23 protein-coding genes are annotated in these 21,514 nt (G+C 40.9%); 3 read left to right on the forward strand and 20 right to left on the reverse strand.

Annotation, left to right across the window (positions count from 1 at the left end; genetic code table 11):
• Positions 1 to 199: 199 nt before the first annotated feature.
• From tnpA to CH76_RS03735, 18 genes are all read right to left on the reverse strand, one after another.
• Complete coding sequence (tnpA, locus tag CH76_RS03650) at positions 200 to 601, reverse strand: IS200/IS605 family transposase (protein WP_036143108.1); 402 nt, start codon at positions 599 to 601, stop codon at positions 200 to 202.
• A 199-nt stretch (positions 602 to 800) separates the two neighbouring features.
• On the reverse strand, positions 801 to 1,997 hold the full coding sequence (gene fliB / locus CH76_RS03655) for a flagellin lysine-N-methylase (RefSeq protein WP_036143110.1): 1,197 nt from the start codon (positions 1,995 to 1,997) through the stop codon (positions 801 to 803).
• Positions 1,998 to 2,014: 17 nt separating this feature from the next.
• A complete protein-coding gene (locus CH76_RS03660; RefSeq protein ID WP_036143111.1) occupies positions 2,015 to 2,602 on the reverse strand; it encodes a hypothetical protein in 588 nt (195 codons plus the stop codon).
• Positions 2,603 to 2,675: 73 nt separating this feature from the next.
• A complete protein-coding gene (locus CH76_RS14195) occupies positions 2,676 to 4,367 on the reverse strand; it encodes a flagellin (RefSeq protein ID WP_036143113.1) in 1,692 nt (563 codons plus the stop codon).
• A 208-nt stretch (positions 4,368 to 4,575) separates the two neighbouring features.
• Entirely contained in the window at positions 4,576 to 4,797 is a 222-nt protein-coding gene (csrA, locus tag CH76_RS03670; RefSeq protein WP_036143115.1) for a carbon storage regulator CsrA, read from the reverse strand.
• Positions 4,798 to 5,232: a flagellar assembly protein FliW gene (gene fliW, locus CH76_RS03675; protein ID WP_036143117.1), complete on the reverse strand. Its 435-nt coding sequence runs from the start codon at positions 5,230 to 5,232 to the stop codon at positions 4,798 to 4,800.
• A gap of 15 nt (positions 5,233 to 5,247) precedes the next feature.
• A complete protein-coding gene (locus tag CH76_RS03680) occupies positions 5,248 to 5,817 on the reverse strand; it encodes a DUF6470 family protein (protein WP_036143119.1) in 570 nt (189 codons plus the stop codon).
• Positions 5,818 to 5,878: 61 nt separating this feature from the next.
• Positions 5,879 to 6,781: a flagellar hook-associated protein FlgL gene (gene flgL / locus CH76_RS03685; protein ID WP_036143121.1), complete on the reverse strand. Its 903-nt coding sequence runs from the start codon at positions 6,779 to 6,781 to the stop codon at positions 5,879 to 5,881.
• Between the two features lie 15 nt (positions 6,782 to 6,796).
• Entirely contained in the window at positions 6,797 to 8,353 is a 1,557-nt protein-coding gene (gene flgK / locus CH76_RS03690; RefSeq protein WP_036143123.1) for a flagellar hook-associated protein FlgK, read from the reverse strand.
• Between the two features lie 10 nt (positions 8,354 to 8,363).
• A complete protein-coding gene (locus CH76_RS03695) occupies positions 8,364 to 8,858 on the reverse strand; it encodes a flagellar protein FlgN (protein WP_051910222.1) in 495 nt (164 codons plus the stop codon).
• 13 nt (positions 8,859 to 8,871) lie between these two features.
• The gene (flgM, locus tag CH76_RS03700) at positions 8,872 to 9,129 is read right to left on the reverse strand and encodes a flagellar biosynthesis anti-sigma factor FlgM (RefSeq protein WP_036143125.1); all 258 of its coding nucleotides are present in this window, start codon (positions 9,127 to 9,129) and stop codon (positions 8,872 to 8,874) included.
• A gap of 116 nt (positions 9,130 to 9,245) precedes the next feature.
• Positions 9,246 to 9,656, reverse strand: a complete 411-nt coding sequence (locus tag CH76_RS03705; protein ID WP_036143127.1) for a TIGR03826 family flagellar region protein — start codon at positions 9,654 to 9,656, stop codon at positions 9,246 to 9,248.
• A 48-nt stretch (positions 9,657 to 9,704) separates the two neighbouring features.
• A complete protein-coding gene (locus CH76_RS03710; protein ID WP_036143129.1) occupies positions 9,705 to 10,295 on the reverse strand; it encodes a ComF family protein in 591 nt (196 codons plus the stop codon).
• Positions 10,292 to 11,617: a DEAD/DEAH box helicase gene (locus CH76_RS03715; protein ID WP_036143132.1), complete on the reverse strand. Its 1,326-nt coding sequence runs from the start codon at positions 11,615 to 11,617 to the stop codon at positions 10,292 to 10,294. The genes CH76_RS03710 and CH76_RS03715 overlap by 4 nt, the downstream gene beginning before the upstream one ends.
• Before the next feature lie 37 nt (positions 11,618 to 11,654).
• On the reverse strand, positions 11,655 to 12,512 hold the full coding sequence (locus CH76_RS03720) for a DegV family protein (RefSeq protein WP_036143134.1): 858 nt from the start codon (positions 12,510 to 12,512) through the stop codon (positions 11,655 to 11,657).
• 58 nt (positions 12,513 to 12,570) lie between these two features.
• Positions 12,571 to 13,089 carry a hypothetical protein gene (locus CH76_RS03725; protein WP_036143136.1) on the reverse strand — a complete coding sequence of 173 codons (519 nt, stop codon included), beginning with the start codon at positions 13,087 to 13,089 and terminating at the stop codon, positions 12,571 to 12,573.
• Between the two features lie 158 nt (positions 13,090 to 13,247).
• Positions 13,248 to 13,922, reverse strand: a complete 675-nt coding sequence (locus tag CH76_RS03730; RefSeq protein WP_036143139.1) for a response regulator transcription factor — start codon at positions 13,920 to 13,922, stop codon at positions 13,248 to 13,250.
• Between the two features lie 19 nt (positions 13,923 to 13,941).
• On the reverse strand, positions 13,942 to 15,108 hold the full coding sequence (locus CH76_RS03735; RefSeq protein WP_036143141.1) for a sensor histidine kinase: 1,167 nt from the start codon (positions 15,106 to 15,108) through the stop codon (positions 13,942 to 13,944).
• 132 nt (positions 15,109 to 15,240) lie between these two features.
• Between CH76_RS03735 and CH76_RS03740 the strand changes: the two genes are divergently transcribed.
• Positions 15,241 to 15,876, forward strand: a complete 636-nt coding sequence (locus CH76_RS03740) for a YigZ family protein (protein WP_036143143.1) — start codon at positions 15,241 to 15,243, stop codon at positions 15,874 to 15,876.
• 74 nt (positions 15,877 to 15,950) lie between these two features.
• The gene (locus CH76_RS03745) at positions 15,951 to 16,955 is read left to right on the forward strand and encodes an LCP family protein (protein WP_081892609.1); all 1,005 of its coding nucleotides are present in this window, start codon (positions 15,951 to 15,953) and stop codon (positions 16,953 to 16,955) included.
• Between the two features lie 43 nt (positions 16,956 to 16,998).
• Here the strand turns inward: CH76_RS03745 and CH76_RS03750 are convergent, their stop codons facing one another.
• Both CH76_RS03750 and secA2 read right to left on the reverse strand, forming a co-directional pair.
• A complete protein-coding gene (locus CH76_RS03750) occupies positions 16,999 to 17,901 on the reverse strand; it encodes an accessory Sec system S-layer assembly protein (RefSeq protein WP_036143145.1) in 903 nt (300 codons plus the stop codon).
• Positions 17,901 to 20,279 (reverse strand): accessory Sec system translocase SecA2, encoded by a 2,379-nt coding sequence (gene secA2, locus CH76_RS03755; protein WP_036143147.1) that lies wholly within the window; start codon positions 20,277 to 20,279, stop codon positions 17,901 to 17,903. Before secA2 ends, CH76_RS03750 begins: the two co-directional genes overlap by 1 nt.
• A 177-nt stretch (positions 20,280 to 20,456) precedes the next feature.
• Between secA2 and CH76_RS03760 the strand changes: the two genes are divergently transcribed.
• Positions 20,457 to 21,500, forward strand: coding sequence for a glycosyltransferase family 4 protein (locus CH76_RS03760; protein ID WP_036143149.1), 1,044 nt, complete (start codon positions 20,457 to 20,459; stop codon positions 21,498 to 21,500).
• The last annotated feature ends 14 nt before the right edge of the window (positions 21,501 to 21,514 follow it).

Below are 21,514 nucleotides of genomic sequence, written 5' to 3' on the forward strand. Positions count from 1 at the left end.
ACTATTGACCATGAACCGAGCCACAGCATCTCTCTGACATATCCATTAGGAATTTTAATATGTGTAGTATCACATACATTTCTTCCACATAAGATTAATCTAGCTTTTTCGTAGTCCTTCCTATATTCCTTATTGAATTTGTGGTCTTTAACGAATTGTTCAAATCCACAATTACTACATTTAATTTGCAAAGTAGTCATTACCCCCTCGTTTTTTGATTTTCTACATATTGTCTAATGGTTTCGCTTGATACATTTCCAGCAGTTGAAACGAAATAAGAACGTGTCCATAAACTAGGCAAATGTTGAAGATAATGAAATTCCTCTCTCAACTTTTTAGAAGTCACTCCTTTTATTTTTGCCATAATGTCAGTTGGACTAAAGGTTGGTAGTGCATTTAAAAATAAATGCACATGGTCTTTATCGCATTCCATTGCGAGAATTTCAATTTCTAATTCTTCGCAAACCTCTTGAACCAACATTTTGAAACGTTCTTCCAATTTACTGTCGAGAAAAATTTTTCTCCTATATCGTGGACAAAACACAAAATGATAATTAATTAATGATACCGTTGTTTTAGTTCTTCTATATTCATTTAACATGCTACTGATTGTATCAGTTAATCACTCTAACTACAACAAAAAGACATAGAAAAATTCAGATAATTAGAACACCATAGTAGGCGTTCCTTATCTGACCTCACTTTCATCCCAAGCCTAAAGGCAAGGGCTTTCTCGTTCGGGAAATCTGTAAAAAACCCTTCCTCTAAAAAATGAAGCAGAAGGGCTTAATCCTAATTATTTATTTAATAATAGAAAACATATGACCCATCGTTGTAAATTCTGCTTGTACCATATTTGTGTGTACAAACTTTAAAAACTGCTCGCTATGTTCAATAGTACGCCCTATTAAATATATACATTCTACAGCATCACTTACATCTAGCTCATGCTTTACAGAAGCCACACCCGTAATATGTAGCTTAATCAACATAATATGAATGGCTAACATCATATAACTATCTTGAAATGTAGACTTGTCATAAGGCATAAGGTTTTTAAATATATAATTCACAATATAATTCTCTAAGATATAGTCATGCTCTTGGCTAAAAGGCTCATAATATGTTTCGTACGTTTGTTGATAAATTAGTGTTTTCTCTTGTAGTGACTGATTTAAGTGTAACCCTTCTACAATCGATTGTAATAGTGCAACATACTTTTTGTTACCAAATCCCATATCGGCTCTTTTAGCTAATAATCGCGTAACTAAATCTAACTGAAATGTTCGTGCAGGCTGTAATTCCATAAGGGATTGTACAAATGCATCGTTATCTAAACGCAACATATAGTCCTTCATAATTTGTGGAAGTAAGACAGGATAGTCTGTTATCGCAATCTCTTCAATACGCTGAAGAAACAAACCTAATATAATTAAGCGGACCTCAATCGACTGCTTGCGATTTTGCATAAGTTCAATGATGTAAATGCGTAAATCCCAAAAATAAGGTTGATCTGAAAGACTAAGTTGTTTAACTACTGCACCTGTAATTTCATCTGTTTGTTCAATAAACCCAATGCCTTCAACTTTTTGTAAAACAATTCTTGCTGCTTGTGGACAAGATAGTGTCAATGACTGCTCATAACTATCACCTACCTTATTAATATAGCGTGGATATACCGCACAAGTATTACAAAGGTATGAAGCACCCAAATCACTTTGAATACTACATAACCCCTTGGTGTCAAGCAAAGGGCAAGCACCTCCATCTTTAAGATTAATTTTAGCATACCATGCATCATTACTTGAGCCTGTAGAACGATTGCGTGTTACGGCCTTATCTAGTTGCTTGCGTAGCACAGGTGTTGTAACTTTACGATATTTTTGATACGTTACTTTATCAACAGGTACTTGCCAACCCGCACAACATGTATCTTCACATTCACTGCCTATACAGGCAAAAGAAGAAATATAATCAGGTACTAAAATTTTACGCATAGGTTACTCCCTCCTTATCAATTTTTAGGCTGTTCCACAAACAAGTGTAATTGATCTGCAATTTGCTCAAACGCATGATAAATTGTAATTTGCAGTAAATGTGCAATGCCTTGCTGATTTTTAGCCTCTAGATGTGACGCCAATTGTGGCAAAACTTGAATCAACTGAACAAAGATTTGCTGTAATGTCAGCCATTCCTTGGGCACATATGTAGAGCTAGCTACGGTCGTATATACTTGTTGTAACCACTGCATACCTTCTAATAAATCATGTAGGTCTTGCCACTGTTGCGCTGTTGCTTCTTGTTGTTGAAAACGCTCTACTGTAATACGTAAAGTAGGTAAGGCTGTCGTAACATAACCTGCCATAGACTGCTGTAGACCTACAATAAATTGTGTTGCCTCAATGGCGATAACTTCAATTACCTCAGCATCACTCACATAATCTTCTATGATATTTTGTGGGTCACCATCCATACGTAACCCATCAATAATAAAATAATCAAAATAATAACGGTCCGTCAGCATTTGTTGGATAACCTCAAACACGATATGCGGTACTGCGTCCTCAAGCATTACCTCTTGTTCATGAAATATAATTTTCATTTTTTAATCTCCTTTATAAACGATAATAAAAAAAGCGTGAGTGGGATTACCCACTCACGCTGGAAGTTAGAAATTAGCCTAGTAATTGTAATACACCTTGTGGCTGTTGGTTAGCTTGCGCTAGCATAGATTGTGCAGCTTGCATAAGAATGTTGTTCTTTGTAAAGCCCATCATCTCTTTAGCCATATCTGTATCACGGATACGTGATTCAGCAGCTGTTAAGTTTTCGCTAGATGCACCTAAGTTGTTAATTGTGTGCTCTAAACGGTTTTGTACAGCACCTAATTTAGCACGTTGTGTAGATACTTTGCTAGTAGCAGCGTCTAAAATAGTAATCGCTTTAGCTGCTGACTCATGAGTTGAAAGGTCTAATGAGCTTTCAACCGCTTTAGCACTTGTACCATCTGTAACAGTAGCTTCACTTTGGAAGCCAGCACCTGAACCTACAATACCAAGTGCAGAAGCACGCATATCATCAAGAGAAACTGCCATTGCTTGATTTTCATTAGCCCCAATTTGGAACTTCAATGAGCGGTCTTCTGTAGTATCAGATGTAGCACCTTCTACTGTTGATTTCGACTTTGTATCAAAATTAATAGTAGTCGCGTCAATTTTTGTAACACTAGTACCAATTGCTAAACTGAAATCAATACCATTTTCGTTATAGGCAATAGTATCTCCTGCCGCTGCTGAATAATCTGTTTTATTAATTGAATTACCTGTAGAATCTTGTAAATCGACGGTTACTTTCCCCGCATCAAATGAAACAACTGCTTTTGAAACATTCGCTAATAATTCAGGGCTGTCTCCATTTACTTTAACATTACCAATTGTTGAACCTGTGCCACCTGTTTCTGTTCCTAAAGCAATTGTATTAGAAGCAATGTCAATGTTACCTGTTGCATCAACTGGTCCTGCTGCCGCTCCTTTTTCTAAATCGATAGTTGCTGTTTCACCATCAGCCCATTTACTAACTTGATCTGCTGTTAATGTTAGTTTCACGCCATCCTGATCAAAGTTATAAGTTTTTGAATCTGCATCATAAGCCATTGCTTTTGAAGTAATAGTTAACTCTTTACCAGTTGAATCTTTTGCTGTCACTGAAATTTCCATTTCAGATCCATTTTTATTGATTTCTACTTTATTATCGGCAGTTTGGTCTAGACTACTCCAATCTAAACCATTTGTTGCTGCACCTGTAATTGATAAATTAGTAGAAGTCTCTAATTGATTACTTCCTGACCAAGTTGTCGGGTTTGATCCTACAACTTGTGTTTGGTCAATAGCAAAATCTTTACTTACTGTTGTACCAGCTGAACCCTCAGCAGTTACAAAACTGTCAGAAAGCTCACCATTCACTAATTTCTTAGTATTGAACTCTGTTGTGTTACCGATACGATTAATCTCAGAAGTTAATTGGTCAATCTCTTTTTGGATTTGACCACGGTCATCTGTTGTATTTGTATCGTTACCAGCTTGTACTGCTAGTTCACGCATACGTTGTAAGATTGCGTGTGTTTCGTTAAGTGCACCCTCAGCTGTTTGGATTAAAGAAATACCGTCTTGAGAGTTTTTAGAAGCCATGTCTAGACCACGGATTTGGCCGCGCATTTTTTCAGAGATTGCTAAACCTGCAGCGTCGTCGCCTGCACGGTTGATTTTGTAACCAGAAGATAATTTCTCAAGGTTTTTAGACGCTTGAGCGTTGTTGAAAGCTAGGTTACGGTGTGTGTTTAATGCTGAAATGTTATGTTGAATTCTCATAATGGAATTCCTCCTTGAATGTTTTGTAGTACGCTCACATCCTTGTGGGCGCCTGTGTTTAGAGGTATTGTGCCTCTTACATACATTATATCGTGTTGTACCCTATAATGTTTAATGTTTTTTTATAACTTTTTGCATGTTTTTTATTACGCACCATGCAACCATTGATACAGCAAGGGTTAGCCTACTTGTGTATAAAGTTTGAACACTATTTTTTTTGCTTAAATTGCGTTAAAGCATCAAGTGATATATTAAGTGCCGCTTCGTTTTGCGCTTTAATTGCTTCAAATACTTCGGTACGGTGTACTTTAATATCGCGCGGGGCAACGATACCAATTTTTACTTGGTCACCTTCAACCGCTAAGATTTGGATTTCGACTTGATCGCCAATCATAATGGACTCATTTTTTTTACGAGATAAAACTAGCATTTACTTCACACTCTCTTTAATTTGGTAATGTAGGGGATACTTTTTACTATCTCCTAACACAACTTGCTTCCCACACTTTTTAGTTATATTAAGAATGATAGGGGCTAATAAATTAATCGTTGATTTATCAAATGTGTCATTCATCGTAACAATCGCGTATGGTACAACCTCATCTTCTGTTTCAATATGTAATGCTTGTTTATCTTCCTCACTTAAATCAAACGCATAGCTAGGGTTAAAAGCAAATGGGTAAGCTACTACAAAACTGATAGGAGCCTGCTCCGTTGATTGTAAAATCGCTAATGGTAAATCAGCGTCTAGTGGGATAAGTACAAATTTTGTTAAGTCCTCGAAACCAGGTAAGCCGTTTTCAAACGTGTAAATATCTTCTTCTACAATGTCAACTTCACCTAAAAATTTTGTTTCGATTTTCATCTTCATTTCCCCTTTTTATTTAGTTACATCAATCACACTTACACTTGGGCGCTGTAGCATTGTATAGCTGACCTTGCTTGGTGTGTAATTATGGATTGGTTTATTTATTGTAGCATTGATGCGTGGCTTTTGCGGTGTAATATTTATGTCAATATCACCTTTAGTAAAGCTAATATCAATCGCATTACCTGAAGGCTTAAAGGCAATGTTAAATGGCACACGCTTAGGCCCGTGATTTTGTTTGGCAATGGTTTGCGCGATTTTTGCGCCTTGCCCTTTGCCCGCCATATTTTTCATTTGTTGTCCTTCACGCGCACGACGTGCAATACCGCTTAAGTTTTCTTGCTTACCGTCTTGTGCATATTGCGCTACGGATTGCATTGGCGTCAGCAAACCTAGTTCCTTCCACAGCCCAGACATGTCAATACGCAACTCACTTTGACGCGTATTAATATCAAGTATGGCAGCAGGTTGCTCAATGCGTAAATCTGCACGCGGTTGTTGTAATTGTTGTTGCCCTGTGACAGCGGCTGGTTTCAAATCCATTTGAATGTCTCGTATGCCGAGTTGAACTTGTGGCATCATCGTTAACCACACTCCTTTTCAAAAAAAGCGCCTGAACAAATTGTTCAAACGCTTGAAGTTATTAGCGCATAAAGTCCACTAATGTTGGTTGAATAATACGTGCACCGACAGATAGCGCTGCTTGGTGAATGGACTCATGCGTCACCATTTCGGTAATGGCTTTTGAGTAATCCACACTTTCGTTATCACGCATACGCGTCTTGACCATAATCTCACGTAAGTCTAAACGGTCTTGCATAATCTCTGCGCGGTTTTGCATCGCACCAATACGTGCGTGCTCTGTTAATACAGTAGAGCGCATACTATTAGGATTATTTTCTTCGTTAACTAAACCTAGCAAGCTACCAATCTCTGTACCTGTTGAAGTTGGGTCTTTCACTGTGCTTACGATTTTTGTCATCGCGGCGTCTACTGTTTTAAAAATTTTATTAGCATTGGCATTAACCTTTAAGTTAATCCCCTCAAACACTTCGATCTCTACAGGGTTATCTAAGCCTGGTAATGCTGCATCCATAGTACCGTCGGCTTTAAATAGTGGTGACAATGTATTCGTACCACTAAAAATATAAACCCCAGCCATCTCCGTGTTACCTAAATCTCGCATATGCTCATGGATTTGCTCAAGCTCTTGAGCAATGGCTTCACGGTCTTTTGCAGTTTTAGTATCATTGGCTGCATCAACTACTAGCTCATGCACGCGGTGGATAGATGCCTCAAGTTGTGACAGTGCATCATCAGTCGCATCTAACCATGAGTTAACTTCGTTCATATTACGGCTAAACTGCTCTACTTTACCTAAATCACGACGGTAGCCCATGCTTTTTACTGCAATAACAGGGTCTTGCGAGGGGCGATTAATTTTAGAGCCAGAGTTTAATTGGTCTTGGAGCTCACTCATACGACCATAACTATTGTTTAAGTTGTGCAGCATATTGCCTGACAACATCGATTGTGTTACGCGCATTTCATTTCCTCCTTATTATAGACCGACACGGCCCATACCATTAATAATTTTATCTAATGTTTCGTCCACAACGGTAATCATACGTGCGTTAGCATTGTATGCTTGTTGGAACGTAATCATATTTGTCATTTCTTCGTCTAGTGATACGGAGCTCACAGATGCACGGCGGTTAGCAATCGATAATTGTAGGATAGCTGAGTCCTTAGCAGAACGAATAGCCTCCTGCCCATCAACACCTAAACGACCTGTTACACCTTGGTAAAAGCTTTCGATTGTACCATTGTCTAACTTAGCGTAGCCCTTGTGTTGCATATTCGCCATTTTTAATGCGTTACTGTTGTCGCCTTCTTCACCAATTTTACCTGATGCTGTTAATAGGTGAGGTTCTTTAAAGAATTTGTCGTTAATCCCTATGTCACTCGCTGACGTACCTGTAAATAAATCCTCGTCCGTACCTTGTTTAGAGTCCACTACTGTACCATCAGCTTGTGTAGCTTTTAAAGTGTAGCCTTCTTTTAGTACTTCGTTAAACTCGTCCATAAACGTTCTTGCCATTGTATCAAGCTTACCTAATAGCTCTGGCATTAAGCCCTTATCATCGCCCGCGTCCTTATAACCGTAGGCGTTAATTAATGACAATAACTCACCTTTAGTTGGCTCAAAGTCACCTTGTTCAAAATCGGTTTTTTTACCGTCTGGCGATGTAATCGTCATTTTTTCAAATAGTACGGGTGAACGTTGCCCATCAATTGGTTTACCTGCACCATTTAATGAAATCTCGCCAACTACGTTACCATTAACGAGTTCGGTTTTTTTGCCATCTGCATCTTTAAAATAAAGCGTTAGGCTACCTTCTGCAACTTCGTTAGCGTTACCACCTGATGGTACGCGTTCAGTTGTGACAGGGATAATTTCGTTTAAACGGTCAACTAGCACATCACGCGCATCATACAAATCATTTGGTACATAGCCATTTGGCTCAACCTTCATAATTTGATGGTTAAGGTTTGCGATTTGTGCAAGTAGTGAGTTAGCCTCGTCCGTTACAACTTCTGCTTGTTTAGCAGAGTTAGATTGCACTTGGCGGATTTGTTTGTCCATATAGTTAAATGAGTCAGACAAATGTTTCGCACGCTCAATTGCTACGGTACGTGCTGATAGGTCCGTTGGTTTGTCTGCCACGTCTTGCATCGATTGCCAAAATAGTTTAAAGGCTTCGTTTAGCCCAAAGTCTGATGGCTCGTGCATAATCGCTTCGATTTGTTCGATTTCTTTGGCACGCGTATCCCAATAGCCAAGGCGGTTAGTTTCTTGACGGTACTGACGGTCGGTAAACTCATCGCGAATACGCTGAATAGAGCCTGCTTGTACCCCTGTACCAATGTGACCGACTGTTTTAGGCGTTTGTAAGCCTGCTGTCGGGAAGCCTCGCGTAGCTTCCATGTTAACGCGCTGACGTGTATAGCCTTCAGTTTTGGCGTTAGAAATATTATGCCCAACGGTGTACAGCCCTGATTGCTGTGTAAAAATACCGCGCTTGCTGGCCTCTAAGCCCATAAATGTTGAACGCATGGTGATCCCCCTATACTTCGTATGATGTGGTTGAGAAGTTGGCTGGTCGGCGAACTTCTTTGCTTGAGTAATTCATGGTATCTGCTTGCGCTGCGGGTTGCGGGCGCATCATATCTAAGGTCATGTTTACCATTTGTAAAGATTGAAACACCATCTTTTGGTTAAGCTCATTTTTAGCCTTTAAAGCATCAATTACGGCAAGGAGCTCCTCGCGGATGGCTTGAATTTGTTGTTTTGACGCTGCATCAGCCGCTTCGATTAGCTGTGCAACGGTAGGCGTCAATGACGTGGCACATCCATTTGCCGCTAGGTAATCCGTTACCATGGCTTGACGTTGTCGCTCAAGCTGCTCGATAGCTGCTACATGTGCCTGCTCAGTTTTAATCATTGCATCGAGCGCGTCCATGTCGCTCTCAACGATAATATCCGTTTTTTTCGTTGCAAGATCTAGCAGGCTTTTATGCATGCGTAATAAATTCGTTAAGTTTTGGATAATTTTATCCATCTATTGTCACTCCTTAGAAGCGATAGTAATTTAACATGTCCTGTGCAACTTTACGTGCATCTACTTGGTACGCACCTGATTGGACATCTGCTTTTAATTGCGCTACTTTTTCAGCGCGTGCCTGCTCAACAGGATTAGTACCACGCATATCCATAGCTACCGACGAAATCTCTACCTTATCAATAAAAGACGACTTAGCTGCAGCTTTAGCTGGCTTCGTTGGATTAGTATATGTGTGGAGTGGCTGGACATGGAATGGTTTGATTTTCATAATTAACACCCTTTCTATATATATCTATAGGTATTACTTCGGTCTTAAATCCTAATTGTTAAGTCCTCCTCACGCAAAAAAATACCGACAGCGGTTAGTAACCCTGTCGGTACTCCTTAATGTTTGCCTGCGTGATACGTGCCCTTATCGCGATTTGCTACATCTTCACGGAATTGCTTAGCCGCATCAAATGTACGTAAATCCTGTTTTAACTCCTCGCGACAACGCGCACAAATTTTGCCCTCTGATGTTAAACGACCACATTGGTCACAAGGGTAGCCTAAATTAGGGAACATGGCTGTATGTAAACGTCCTCGACGCACCCAATTATAAAGTGTAGCTTCCTCCACACCTGTAACTTCTACGATGCGCTCAACGGTTGCTGCTCGGTTTTCACGCTTACGTAAAAAGCGGTAAACGACTTGGTATAAATCCTCCTCTGCCTGTGCACATTTTGCACATACATCGCGCATACCTGTGTAGTTAAAAAATGCGTCACACTTTGGGCAACTGCGTACTTCTGCCATATGATTTTCCTCCTCTTACAAGTTTGTACCTCCATTATACAGTATCACTCACAATTCACTAGCACTTAATGTGAATGTTTTGACCGAAGCCGCGCCTGCTTGCGTTAAGATTTCACACGCCTGCCTAAGTGTTGTACCTGTCGTTTTAATATCATCAAACACAATAAAATGCTTGCCTGTTGCGCTTTGATTTGGTGCAAGTGTAAATGGATTAGCACTAGCTAGCCGCTCCGCTCGATTACGCAAACCTTGCGTACTATCCTCCACTTTACATAAATAATGCGTATAACGAATGCCCGCACAATCAAGCAACATATCAACCTGCGCAAATGTACGACGCTCAAGCTTTGCAGGGTGCACAGGGATGGGCACAATAATAGCCGTCGTTTTTAAGGCGCGCGCAAGCTCGGTCCTAAAGCTGTGAGCGAGTTGCACATCGCCAAGGATTTTATATTGATTAAGCCACGCCTTCATTGCCTCGTTATACGTAAACAGCGCGTCCGTTTGAGCAGGCGCAAAATGGCTGTAACAAGCCTCGCACAGTGTAGGCGCAAGTTGATTGCTTAGCAATTGCCACCAGCTACGCACGGGTTGCAATGTGTTGCCACATAATAGGCATGCGGTAATGGCTTGCTTCATACGCTCACCTCATTTTGTTTACGGATGGTACGCCTTGCCTCATCCATTGCCGCCGTAATCCCGTGATGGAAAAACACCACATCGCCGCTCGCAAAATTAGCGTTACGCCCTACACGCCCACTAATTTGAATGAGTGCGCTTGCCTCAAATATGGTAGCCTCTGCGCCAACCACAGCTACTTGTACATTTTTAATCGTAACGCCACGCTCCAAAATAGTCGTCGTTAATAAACCCACACACTCCTCATCGCGCAGGCGCTGTACTTTTTCGGCACGGTGCTCGTCCTCAGCATGTACGCTTTCAATAGTAGCGTGTAGTTGTTTAAAGTAAGGCAACGCTTGTGCCATTAATTTTTTGGTAGCAAAGAAAATTAAAAAGGGTTGGTTAGCGGCTAGGCGCTCCGTTGTCCAGCGCGCAAGTTTAGGTGGTAGCTTTTTGCGAAGGGTTTTGTGGTAGTGAAATAACGGAGCATAACGTGGTACGGGTAAATCAAAGCTGTGGTAGCGCCGCCATACAGAGCTATGACCCCATTGCTCTTTTTTAGCCTGCGCCAAAATTTGTTTAGAAGGTGTAGCTGTAACAAAAATAATCGGAGCATCTGGCTTTTTAGCTTTGTAAACTGCGCGTTGCAACGCTTGGTCATACGTATAGGGAAAGGCATCCGCCTCGTCCACAATCATTACATCAAACGCTTGATAAAAATGATACAGCTGATGAGTCGTCGCAATAACCAGTTGTGGGCAACCTGCCTCCTTAGGTGCACCACCGTACAATACATGCACCGTCGTCTGTGGAAACACCGCCTTTAACCGCGGGGCAAGCTCTCGCACAATATCTGCTCGCGGTGTGGCAACACAAACCCGTAGCCCATGCTTTAAAGCATACGCAATCGCACCAAATAGCATTTCGGTTTTACCTGCACCACAAACAGCATCTACTAAATGATTGCGGCGCTCGCGCACACTGGTAATTAATGCGGCACTCACACGTTGCTGTGCCTCACTTAAATTACTCGCATTATAGCTAAATTTTGTAAAGCGCGGGGCATGTGATTGCCATGTCATAAGCATAGTGTTGCTCGTAATGCGCCCCATTGTTAGGCAGTGGCGACAATACGTCAAACTGTAATGAATGAGCTCAGCTGTACCACAGCGCTCACATTTATCTGTAATCGCAGGTTGTATGGCAACATGTTTATAACGTATAAGCTGCGCCATATCATGCGCTGCTATGCCTTCAGGTACACGCGCCGCATCCCAAATACGTCCCGCAAAAAAATCACGTACTGCTGGCGGTATAATATAACCTTTATATTTTTTCATACGGTTTCCTCCTTAATAAAAAAAGCTCCTACGAAAATTAATTCGTAGAAGCCTTCATGTTTGCAAAGCCCATGCCAATGGCGCCCTCACCTAAGTGCGTGCCAATAACAGGACCAAAATAACTAATTTTAAAGTTAAGCTGCGGGTACAGCTTTTGTAGTGCGTTCATCCACTCTGTTGCCTCTTGTTTGCAGTTAGCTTCGATAATGGCAACATCTGTAATGCCATCATTTTTTACGGCTTGTGCAAGCATATCCTCAGCACGTTTCATTGCCTTTTTACGTGTGCGGATTTTTTCGTAAGGCACAATCACCTTATCTACAAAATGAAGTACGGGCTTCACTTGCAATAAGCCGCCGATTAATGCCGCTGCCGCTGATAGGCGACCGCCTCGTTGTAAATGCGCCAGGTCATCTACAATAAAGTAAGCATCAATACTCGGGCGCATTGCCTCAAGCGCTGCAATAATAGTAGTAGCACTTGCGCCTTGCTCGGCAAGTTCGCCTGCTTTTAACACGTAAAAGCCTTGTACTGCACACGAAATTTCACTATCAAAGGCGTGAACTGTAATGCCATCTACCATATTACCTGCTTGGATCGCACCTTGATAAGTACCGCTAATGCCGCTCGATAAATGAATAGAGACAACTTCTTCGTAGCCCTCGCTTTTTAATTGCTCAAAAAGCGCGACAAAACGACCAATTGCGGGTTGTGTCGTTTTAGGAAAGTCTTTGCTTGTACGTACTTTATCATAAAATGCCTCAGCACTTAAATCCGTCTCGTCATATACCTCACCTGCGATAGTAACTGCTAGTGGGATAATAGAAATATTGTACTTTGCTTGCTCCTCTGGTGTAAGGTAAGCCGTACTGTCTGTTACGATTGCCGTTTTCACAATAATTCACCTCATTATTGTTATTTTACCGTATAATGCATAGCTTGTGAACAGCTTATTACTCATGAGGTGCTGTATCTGCAATGAAATAAATGCTCGATACTTTCCATGTGTCGTCCTCTGGTACTAATACCGTTACTTGACGACCTTGCACTTCAGCAGATTGACCACTCGCTTGTTCCGTACGAGCGATGCCAATATTAGCAAAGACGTGTGCCTCTTTACCTTCTTTATATTTAACAATCGTCACTTTGTCAGCTGTACGTGTCGTATCAAACTGCTCAAACTCCTGTGCGACACTTTTTTCTTGCTCCGCATAATCAAAGCTATTTGTATGCTTTGATAATGTTGCAAGGTAACGTGTTAAATCTTTATCATTAAACGAATTAATATATTCTTCAAACCCTGCAATAATTTCTTTTTTTGTATCGGCTGGCACATTTGTTGCCTCTTCGATATTATCACCGCTTAATTGAAACCCTACACCATCGTCCTTCGGTGTTTCTTCCTCTTTATTACTACATGCTGCGAGTGCCAATACCATGACACATGCTAGCGCTAACAACCATTTTTTCATTTCAACTAACCTCCCGCGAAATATTGTAGCACAAACCAACAAAAGTGGTAGTGAAACATCTCTCATTATCTGACGTATCTACCTAACTTTAGTTGCCCATGCACAAAAAAAGCCGTAGGTACATATCACTCGGATACATACCTACAGCCAAAATGGTATTAGCGTACTTCAACCCAACCATTTTTAATCGCTGTTACTACTGCTTGTGTACGGTCACTTACCGCCATCTTTTGCAGAATGCTTGAAACGTGGTTTTTCACGGTCTTCTCTGAAATGAACAGTGTTTCACCGATGGTGCGGTTGCTCTGACCGTCCGTTAATAATTGTAAAACCTCACACTCGCGCTTCGTTAATAAATGGTACGGGCGTCGAATGTCTGTTTGATGGAAGTTACCTTTATTTTCGTGCTCGCTTAAGCGACGGAATTCAGCCACTAAATTTTTCGTTACTTTCGGGTGTAAATACGAGCCACCCTCAGATACAACTTTAATTGCGCCAACGATTTCGTCAGCATCCATTTCTTTTAACATATAACCTAATGCGCCTGATTTTAAGGCATGTGTCACGTACGACTCATCATCATGAATCGATAAAATAATAACGCGTGCATCTGGATAAGCCTCTGTTAGCTCAGCCGTTGCATCTACACCATTTTTTTCTGGCATATTAATGTCCATTAAAATCACATCTGGTTGGTACTCTTCATACAGTGCTAATGCCTCTGTACCGTCACCACCTTCTGCAATTACGTCAAACGATGCTTCAAAATCTAAAATACGTTTAACGCCTTCGCGGAATAGTTGGTGATCGTCAATAATTACGATCTTTGTCATAACTTGCTCCCCCTTAAGTTCACTCTACGATTTCACCGTCGACTTTATAAGGTACCTGAAATAAAAAAGTCGAACCTTTATGTAACTCGGTAGAAACTTTCATGGTACCTTGTAATAATTCGAGGCGTTCTTGCATGCCGATAATGCCAAAGGATTGCCCCTTGGCCACCTTATTTTTATCAAATCCTGTGCCGTTATCTTTAACTACAATATTTACTTTGTCTGTACGCCATTCAAGTTTGACCCAAATCTCTTGAGGCATTGCATGTTTAACAGCATTGTTTACCCCTTCTTGAACTAAGCGAAACAACGAAACTTCAATATCAGGCGACAGGCGGCGATCAGCGCCTATTGATTGAAAGTGAATCGTAACACCACTATTATATTCTTCGACAGTTGAAAGATATTTCTTTAGCGTTGGCACGACACCCAGGTCATCTAAAGCCATTGGTCTTAGGTCGTAGATGATTCTGCGCACTTCCGATAGTGCATTTCTCACATTACTTTTTAAGTCACGTAGTTCTTTTAATGCTTGGTCGATGCCTTTCTCTCGGTAGACACGTTCAATCAAATCCGAACGCATTAACACATGCGCCATCATTTGCGCTGGCCCATCATGGATTTCACGCGACAAACGCTTGCGCTCATCCTCCTGTGCAGCGATAATACGCATACTGAAATCTTGCTTTAATTTTGCTTTTTCTAATGCTTGACCGACATTTTTTAAATCGGATACTAAATAATTTAGTACCACGTTTACTTGGTTAACGATATGGTCCGCACGCTCAATCGTATCTGACAACGAACGCAAACGGCGCTCTAGGTCATCACGCTTATCACGCAATTGACGCTCTTCACTTTGGCTAATAGCTAAGTCAATTTGTAAGACCTGAGCTGTATCATATGCTTCACGAATCTGTGTATCAGAATACTTATCAAATGCTTTACTTACATAAACAAGGCGTTGCTTTGCTGCTTGGGTATTTCGTTCTAGATTGTCACTCTTGTTTATTGCTTCTTTGATTTTCTCTCGCACAATCACAAGCTCGACCTGCATTTCTTCAAAGCTTTGTCGGCTCTTTTCGCTTATAATGAAGATGTCATCTTTTGAACTCGTTATCGTCTCAACCATACGATTGAATACGACGTCGATTGCGGCAATATCAATATTGTCTTTTGATTGCATAGTCTCATTCTCCAGTTCTGTCATCCCTATAGCTTTTCATACCTAAATCAATTATATCATTTATATACCAAAAAAAATATTGCAAAACCATTAAGAGTTTACTACAAATTTCAAAGGAGCTGTTAATAAAACATGCGAGCAAATTATAACACCGTCACAGGCTACGGTGAAAGTGAAATTATTATTTCGAAATCACGTTTTTTAACATTTGTCGAGCGAGCCGAAACTGAGCAAGAGGCAATCGCCTTTATTGATAAAATTAAAAAGCAACATTACCAAGCAACACACAACTGCTCCGCCTATTTAATCGGCGAGCACGACAACATTCAAAAAGCTAACGACGACGGTGAGCCTAGCGGTACTGCTGGTGTACCCATGCTTGAAGTATTAAAAAAACAAGGCTTGAAAGATGTAGTCGTTGTAGTCACTCGCTACTTTGGCGGCATTAAACTTGGTAGCGGCGGGCTCATTCGCGCGTACGGTAAAGCCACAACAGAAGGTATTAAAGCCGCTGGTGTTGTAGCGCGCAAACAACATCGCACCATTCGCGTGAGCGCTGATTACACATGGCTTGGTAAACTCGAAAATGAAATCCGCAACTCTAGCTATACCCTCGTTGATATTGTATATGCCGAAAATGTAGAACTTATTGTAGCTACACCAGAAGAACAAAAAGACACTTTTGCAGCGTGGATAACGGAGCTAACTAACGGGCAAGCGTTGACAACATTCGAGGCAATTGATTTTGTAGAGTTTGCACTTACCTAACATATTTGTAATTGTTCATTGATAGCGCACATAGTATAATTTGTATTATCGCCATTTACTGAAGGAGAATTTACATGACAAAACAAAAGAAACGCAGGTCCACGCGTCTCACTACGATAGTTAAAGCACTCCTTATTATTGCTACAATTGCCTTGCTATGTGTAGCTATTTACGCTGTGTATTTAACCAAACAGGCTGAGGTAGCTGTTACACAAGCCCACGAAAAATTAGACGGGCGCGAAAACTCCAGCAAACGCGATGGTAAAGTAGAGCCTTTAAAGGACAACTTATCTATTTTACTAATTGGCGTAGATGATAGCGAGGTTCGCCAGCAGGGCGCAGATAATTCACGCTCTGATGCATTAATGCTCGCAACACTTAATAATAAAACAAAAACTGTAAAGCTTGTTAGCATCCCGCGTGATGCGTATGTGCATATTCCAGCACTAGGCTATAGCGATAAAATTACACACTCTCACTCAAAGGCAGGTACACTTGGTACAATCGAAACCGTCGAAGAATTATTTGACGTACCTGTTGATTACTATGTGCGTATGAATTTTAACGCCTTTATTGATGTCGTTGATGCACTGGACGGGGTCGAAGCAAAAGTACCCTACGAATTGCTAGAGAAAGATGAGTTTGACCGCACAGCGGTACATTTAATGCCTGGTAAGCAAACACTTAATGGTAGCGAGGCATTAGCTTTTGCTCGTACACGTAAACAAGATACGGATGTTGACCGCGGCAAGCGTCAACAAGAACTTGTACAAGCCATTGCTAAAAAGGCCGCTTCAATGGGCTCACTATTAAAATATGATGATGTGTTACGTGCTGTCGGTGACAATATGAAAACAGATTTAACCTTCTCAGAAATTAAATCGCTTCTTTATTATTTATCAAAAGGCATGCCACAAATTGATACACTTGTGCTAGAGGGTGAGGATGTTAACTTACCTGAAGGCTACTACTACCAAGTAGACGAAGCATCGCGTGAAATGATTAGCGAAAAACTCCACAAGCATTTAGGCTTACCACCAAAAGAAGATTTTGAACCTGAAGCAAGCTTATATGAATAACAAAAAAACACCACCGAAAATTTTTCGGTGGTGTTTTATTATGTTACTGGCGAGCAACGCGTGCTGACCAACGTGATAAATCTGCATCCTCTAGTTCAACTAAGTTCGCTGGGAAAATAAATGTCCAAGGCTTAGTTGTATTTGGCTCAACTGTAATTGGTGGATCCATTTTAAATGAACCATGCGCTACACGATTGCTGTTAGCGTCATAAATTTCAAGTGGTAGTTGTTCCATATTAACTGCTTTATAGTGACCATTACGGATTAATACGGTTGCATTTAATGCTCCTTCATCCGTTTGTTGGATTTGTAGGCCTGTAAAGTTAATTTCTGCTTCTTTTAACTCTGGTAAGCGGCTCACAATACCTTCAAGATGTTCTTTTTGGGCAGCTGATAATTGTTTTTCCCATGATGGGTCTAGGTCTAACTGATGTCCACGTAGGTACACTAAGTTAAACGCAATGCGCCAGCCGTCTTCTGGTAAGCCTTCAAGCTCTTGTTTTTGTGTGCTCTTTTCGAATGTAAACACCCAAGGACGCGCACTCTCTGCAGGGATTACGCCAAGTGCACTAAAGTCAAAGCGTTTTGAGGCAAGTAGTTCACCATCTTTATCTAAAATATACAGTTCAATCTCACCAAGCTCAATCGCATGGTCTAATGACGAACGGAAGAAGGCACGTACAAACCAGTCACCGTCTTTTTCTTCCATGCTAATTGTTGATAGTGATAATTGGTTTGGTTGTAAAGGTGTTAAATCATTTGCTAAGAAGTTAAAAATGTATTGTTGCTCCTGTGGCACATCCCAATCTGGGTGTAATGAAAGAGCTGTCTTCACTTCCTTCTTACCTGATGCTGACTTCTTCCCTTTTAATAGCTCCGTAGAGTCAATTGTGTTTTCGTTTTTAACTGTATCTGTCTTTTTAAATAAAAAATCAAAAATACCCATTAGTTTTGCTCCTCCTCAAATTGTAAATCACGTGCTTCGATTGTTTTCATAAAGCCTACAATCTCCACAATAATATTACGGCGTAACTCTTGGAAATGACGTCCAAACAGCTCAAGTCCTTCGCGTTGGTAAATACGCATTGGATCTTCCTGCTGGTAGTGACGTAAGCCAATGCCCTCTTTTAAATGCGCCATAGCCTCTAAATGTTTAACCCAAGCCACATCAATATGGGACAGCATCACATTCGGAATGATTTCCGTTACGCGCTCGTCATTAGCAAACTGCTCAATTTTTGCTTGTAGCTCCTCCGTATAAGGTTGAGCTGCAGCAACTAAGCGATTAACTTTGGTTTCTTCGCGGTCAAATGCAATAGGTTGTAAAAATAAGCCGTTTAATGAGCGTTCCATCTCATCATAATTCCACTCACTTACTTCCATATCATCTGAAGCATTTTCGTGAATGGCAAAATCTACGGTTTCGACTAACATTTTTTGTAGATGTTTAATAACGTCATCGCCCTGTAAAATACTATCGCGCAAACCATAAATTACCGTACGCTGGTCATTAATTACGTCATCTAGTTTTAAGTTATATTCACGCATGCTGTACTGCGAGCCTTCAACAATACGCTGTGTACGGTCAATTAGCTCTTGTACTTCTGGCCCTTGAATAATACCGTGCTCGTCCTTCTTCATTTTCGTTTTAAATTTCTCGACTTCCTCACCTGCATAGCGGCGGAACATGTCGTCCTCTAATGATAAAATGAAGCGGCTTTCTCCAACGTCACCTTGACGGCCTGAGCGTCCGCGTAATTGGTTATCCACACGACGGCTCTCGTGCTTCTCTGTACCAACAACAAACAAACCACCTAAATCATGTACTTCCTCTGCAAGCTGAATGTCCGTACCACGACCTGCCATGTTTGTAGCAACTGTCACACGACCTACTTGCCCTGCTTCCGAAATAAGCTCTACCTCTTGCTCTACCGTTTTGGCATTTAACAATTGGAATTTTAAGCCGACTTCTTTTAAATGGCTCGCTACTTCTTCGGATTGTAAGATCGAAGTCGTACCAACTAATACAGGTTGCCCCGTCGCATGTCGCGCCTTCACCTGTTCAGCTACATATAAATACTTTTCTTTTTTTGTTTCAAAGACAATATCGTCTTGGTCAATACGTTGGCGTGGGCGGTTGGTTGGGATTTGAATAACATCCATACCATACACCTCTTTAATTTCCTTCGCCTGTGTTTTTGCTGTACCCGTCATGCCTGATAGCTTTGGATACATACGGAAGTAGTTTTGAATCGTAATTTGCGCCTGCGATTTATTTTCTTCCGTAATTGTAACGCCCTCTTTTGCTTCGATAGCTTGGTGTAAACCATCTGACAACGAACGTCCTTCTAAAATACGACCTGTGAACATGTCCACAAGCTCGATTTTATCTTCCTTCACAATATAATCTACGTCACGCTCAAACATTACGTGGGCACGCACGGCTTGGATCACATAGTGATATAGTGTTTGGTGCTCTAAGTCATACAGATTGTCGATACCGAAGGCTGCCTCTACCATCTCAATACCTGCATCTGTTAATGACGTTGCTTTTGTTTCCTCGTCAAAATCATAATGCTCGTCGCGCTTAAAGCGTTTTGCTAGCATCGAAGCAATTTTATGAAGCTCTTCATTAGCCATCATTTTACCTGCGATGATTAATGGTGTTTTGGCTTCGTCAATTAGTACACTGTCCACTTCGTCAATAATCGCAAAGTGGTAAGGACGTTGTACGCGCTCACCAATGCTGTGTGCCATATTATCGCGCAGGTAATCAAAGCCAAACTCTGTACCAACACCGTATGTGATGTCCGCATTATAGGCACGCTTTTTATCATCAGCCTCCATCATTGGCACGTTTAAACCAACTGTTAAACCTAGGAAGCGATGGATTTGACCAATTTGCTCATAGTCACGCGTTGCTAAATAATCATTTACTGTAATAACATGCACACCTTTACCCTCAAGGGCACGTACATAAGATGGTAGTGAGGCAACTAATGTTTTACCCTCACCTGTTGGCATCTCAGCAATATTACCTTCAGTTAATACTAAACCGCCGATTAATTGCACATCAAAATGACGCATGCCAAGCACACGCTTAGACGCTTCGCGCACCACTGCGAAAGCTTCTGGAATTACAGTTGTAATATCTTCACCATTTTCAAGGCGCTCTTTGAAAAGAGGTGTATTTGCTTTTAATTCTTCATCAGTTAAGTCAACATAATTTGGTTCTAACGCATTAATTTGATCTACTAATTTGTAGTAGCGCTTTAACTCTTTGCGACTTGTCTTCTCTGGATTTCGTTTAAAAAATGAGAACATGCATCTAACGCTCCTTTAATGTTTGCCTACATCGATATAGGCACTCCTCATTTTAACAAATTTTGCGTGCATTGCCTATGCAAACGTATACTATAGGAAATTACTACAAAAAAAATTTGACGCATGCTATAATAAACGGTAGATTGGCATGCACATTATTTTTTGAGGAGGATACCCTTGGGTTACTTGTCTTTAGTTGTGGCTTTTATAGCCTCAATTTTACTTACACCAGTAGTCAAACGCGTTGCATTTCGTATAGGGGCGGTTGATGCGCCCAACTACCGTAAAGTGCACTCGCGTATTATGCCTCGTCTAGGCGGACTCGCTGTGTTTTTAGCGTTCGTGATTGGCTTTGCTGTTTACCAGCCGCAAAGTAAATACAGTCTCGCAATTTTATTAGGCGCAACTATTATTGTCATTACTGGCGTACTAGATGATATGTACGAAATTTCAGCAAAGGCAAAATTAATCGGTCAGTTTGCCGCAGCACTTATTGTAATCTTTGTAGGTGGCATTCAGGTAGAGTTTATTAATTTACCTTTTCAAGGCACTTTAGATTTTGGCTTCTTGAGCATTCCATTTACATTACTTTGGATTATTGGTATTACAAATGCGATTAACTTAATTGATGGGCTTGACGGTCTTGCCGCAGGTGTTTCAACAATTGCGTTAATGACATTAGCTGCGATGGCCTTCATTATGGGTAATACATTTGTAATGGCTACTGCAGCCATCTTAGCCGCTGCATGCTTAGGCTTTTTATTTTACAATTTCCATCCTGCGTCAATATTTATGGGTGACACAGGCGCGCTATTTTTAGGATTTATGATTTCCGTACTATCACTGCTTGGCTTTAAAAGCATTACGATGGTGTCGTTCATCATTCCAATCATCATGCTAGGTGTGCCAATCTCAGACACATTCTTCGCCATCGTGCGCCGCTTCCGAATGAAGCAAAAATGGTCTGACCCAGATAAATCCCATTTACACCATTGCTTATTAAATATGGGCTTCTCTCACCGTCAATCCGTATTATTAATTTACGGTATTGCTGCGATGTTTGGTGTAGCCGCAATTATTTTCTCAATGGCTAAAGTATGGGGCGCGATTTTACTCATCAGCGTTATTTTAATTGCGATTGAGTTATTCGTAGAGATCATTGGGCTAGCAGGTAAAAACTATCGTCCGCTACTCAATATTGTTCGTATTTTTAACAAGTAAACTAAAAGGCTCGC

Source organism: Lysinibacillus sp. BF-4 (assembly GCF_000743635.1).
Classification (GTDB): Bacteria; Bacillota; Bacilli; order Bacillales_A; family Planococcaceae; genus Metalysinibacillus; species Metalysinibacillus saudimassiliensis.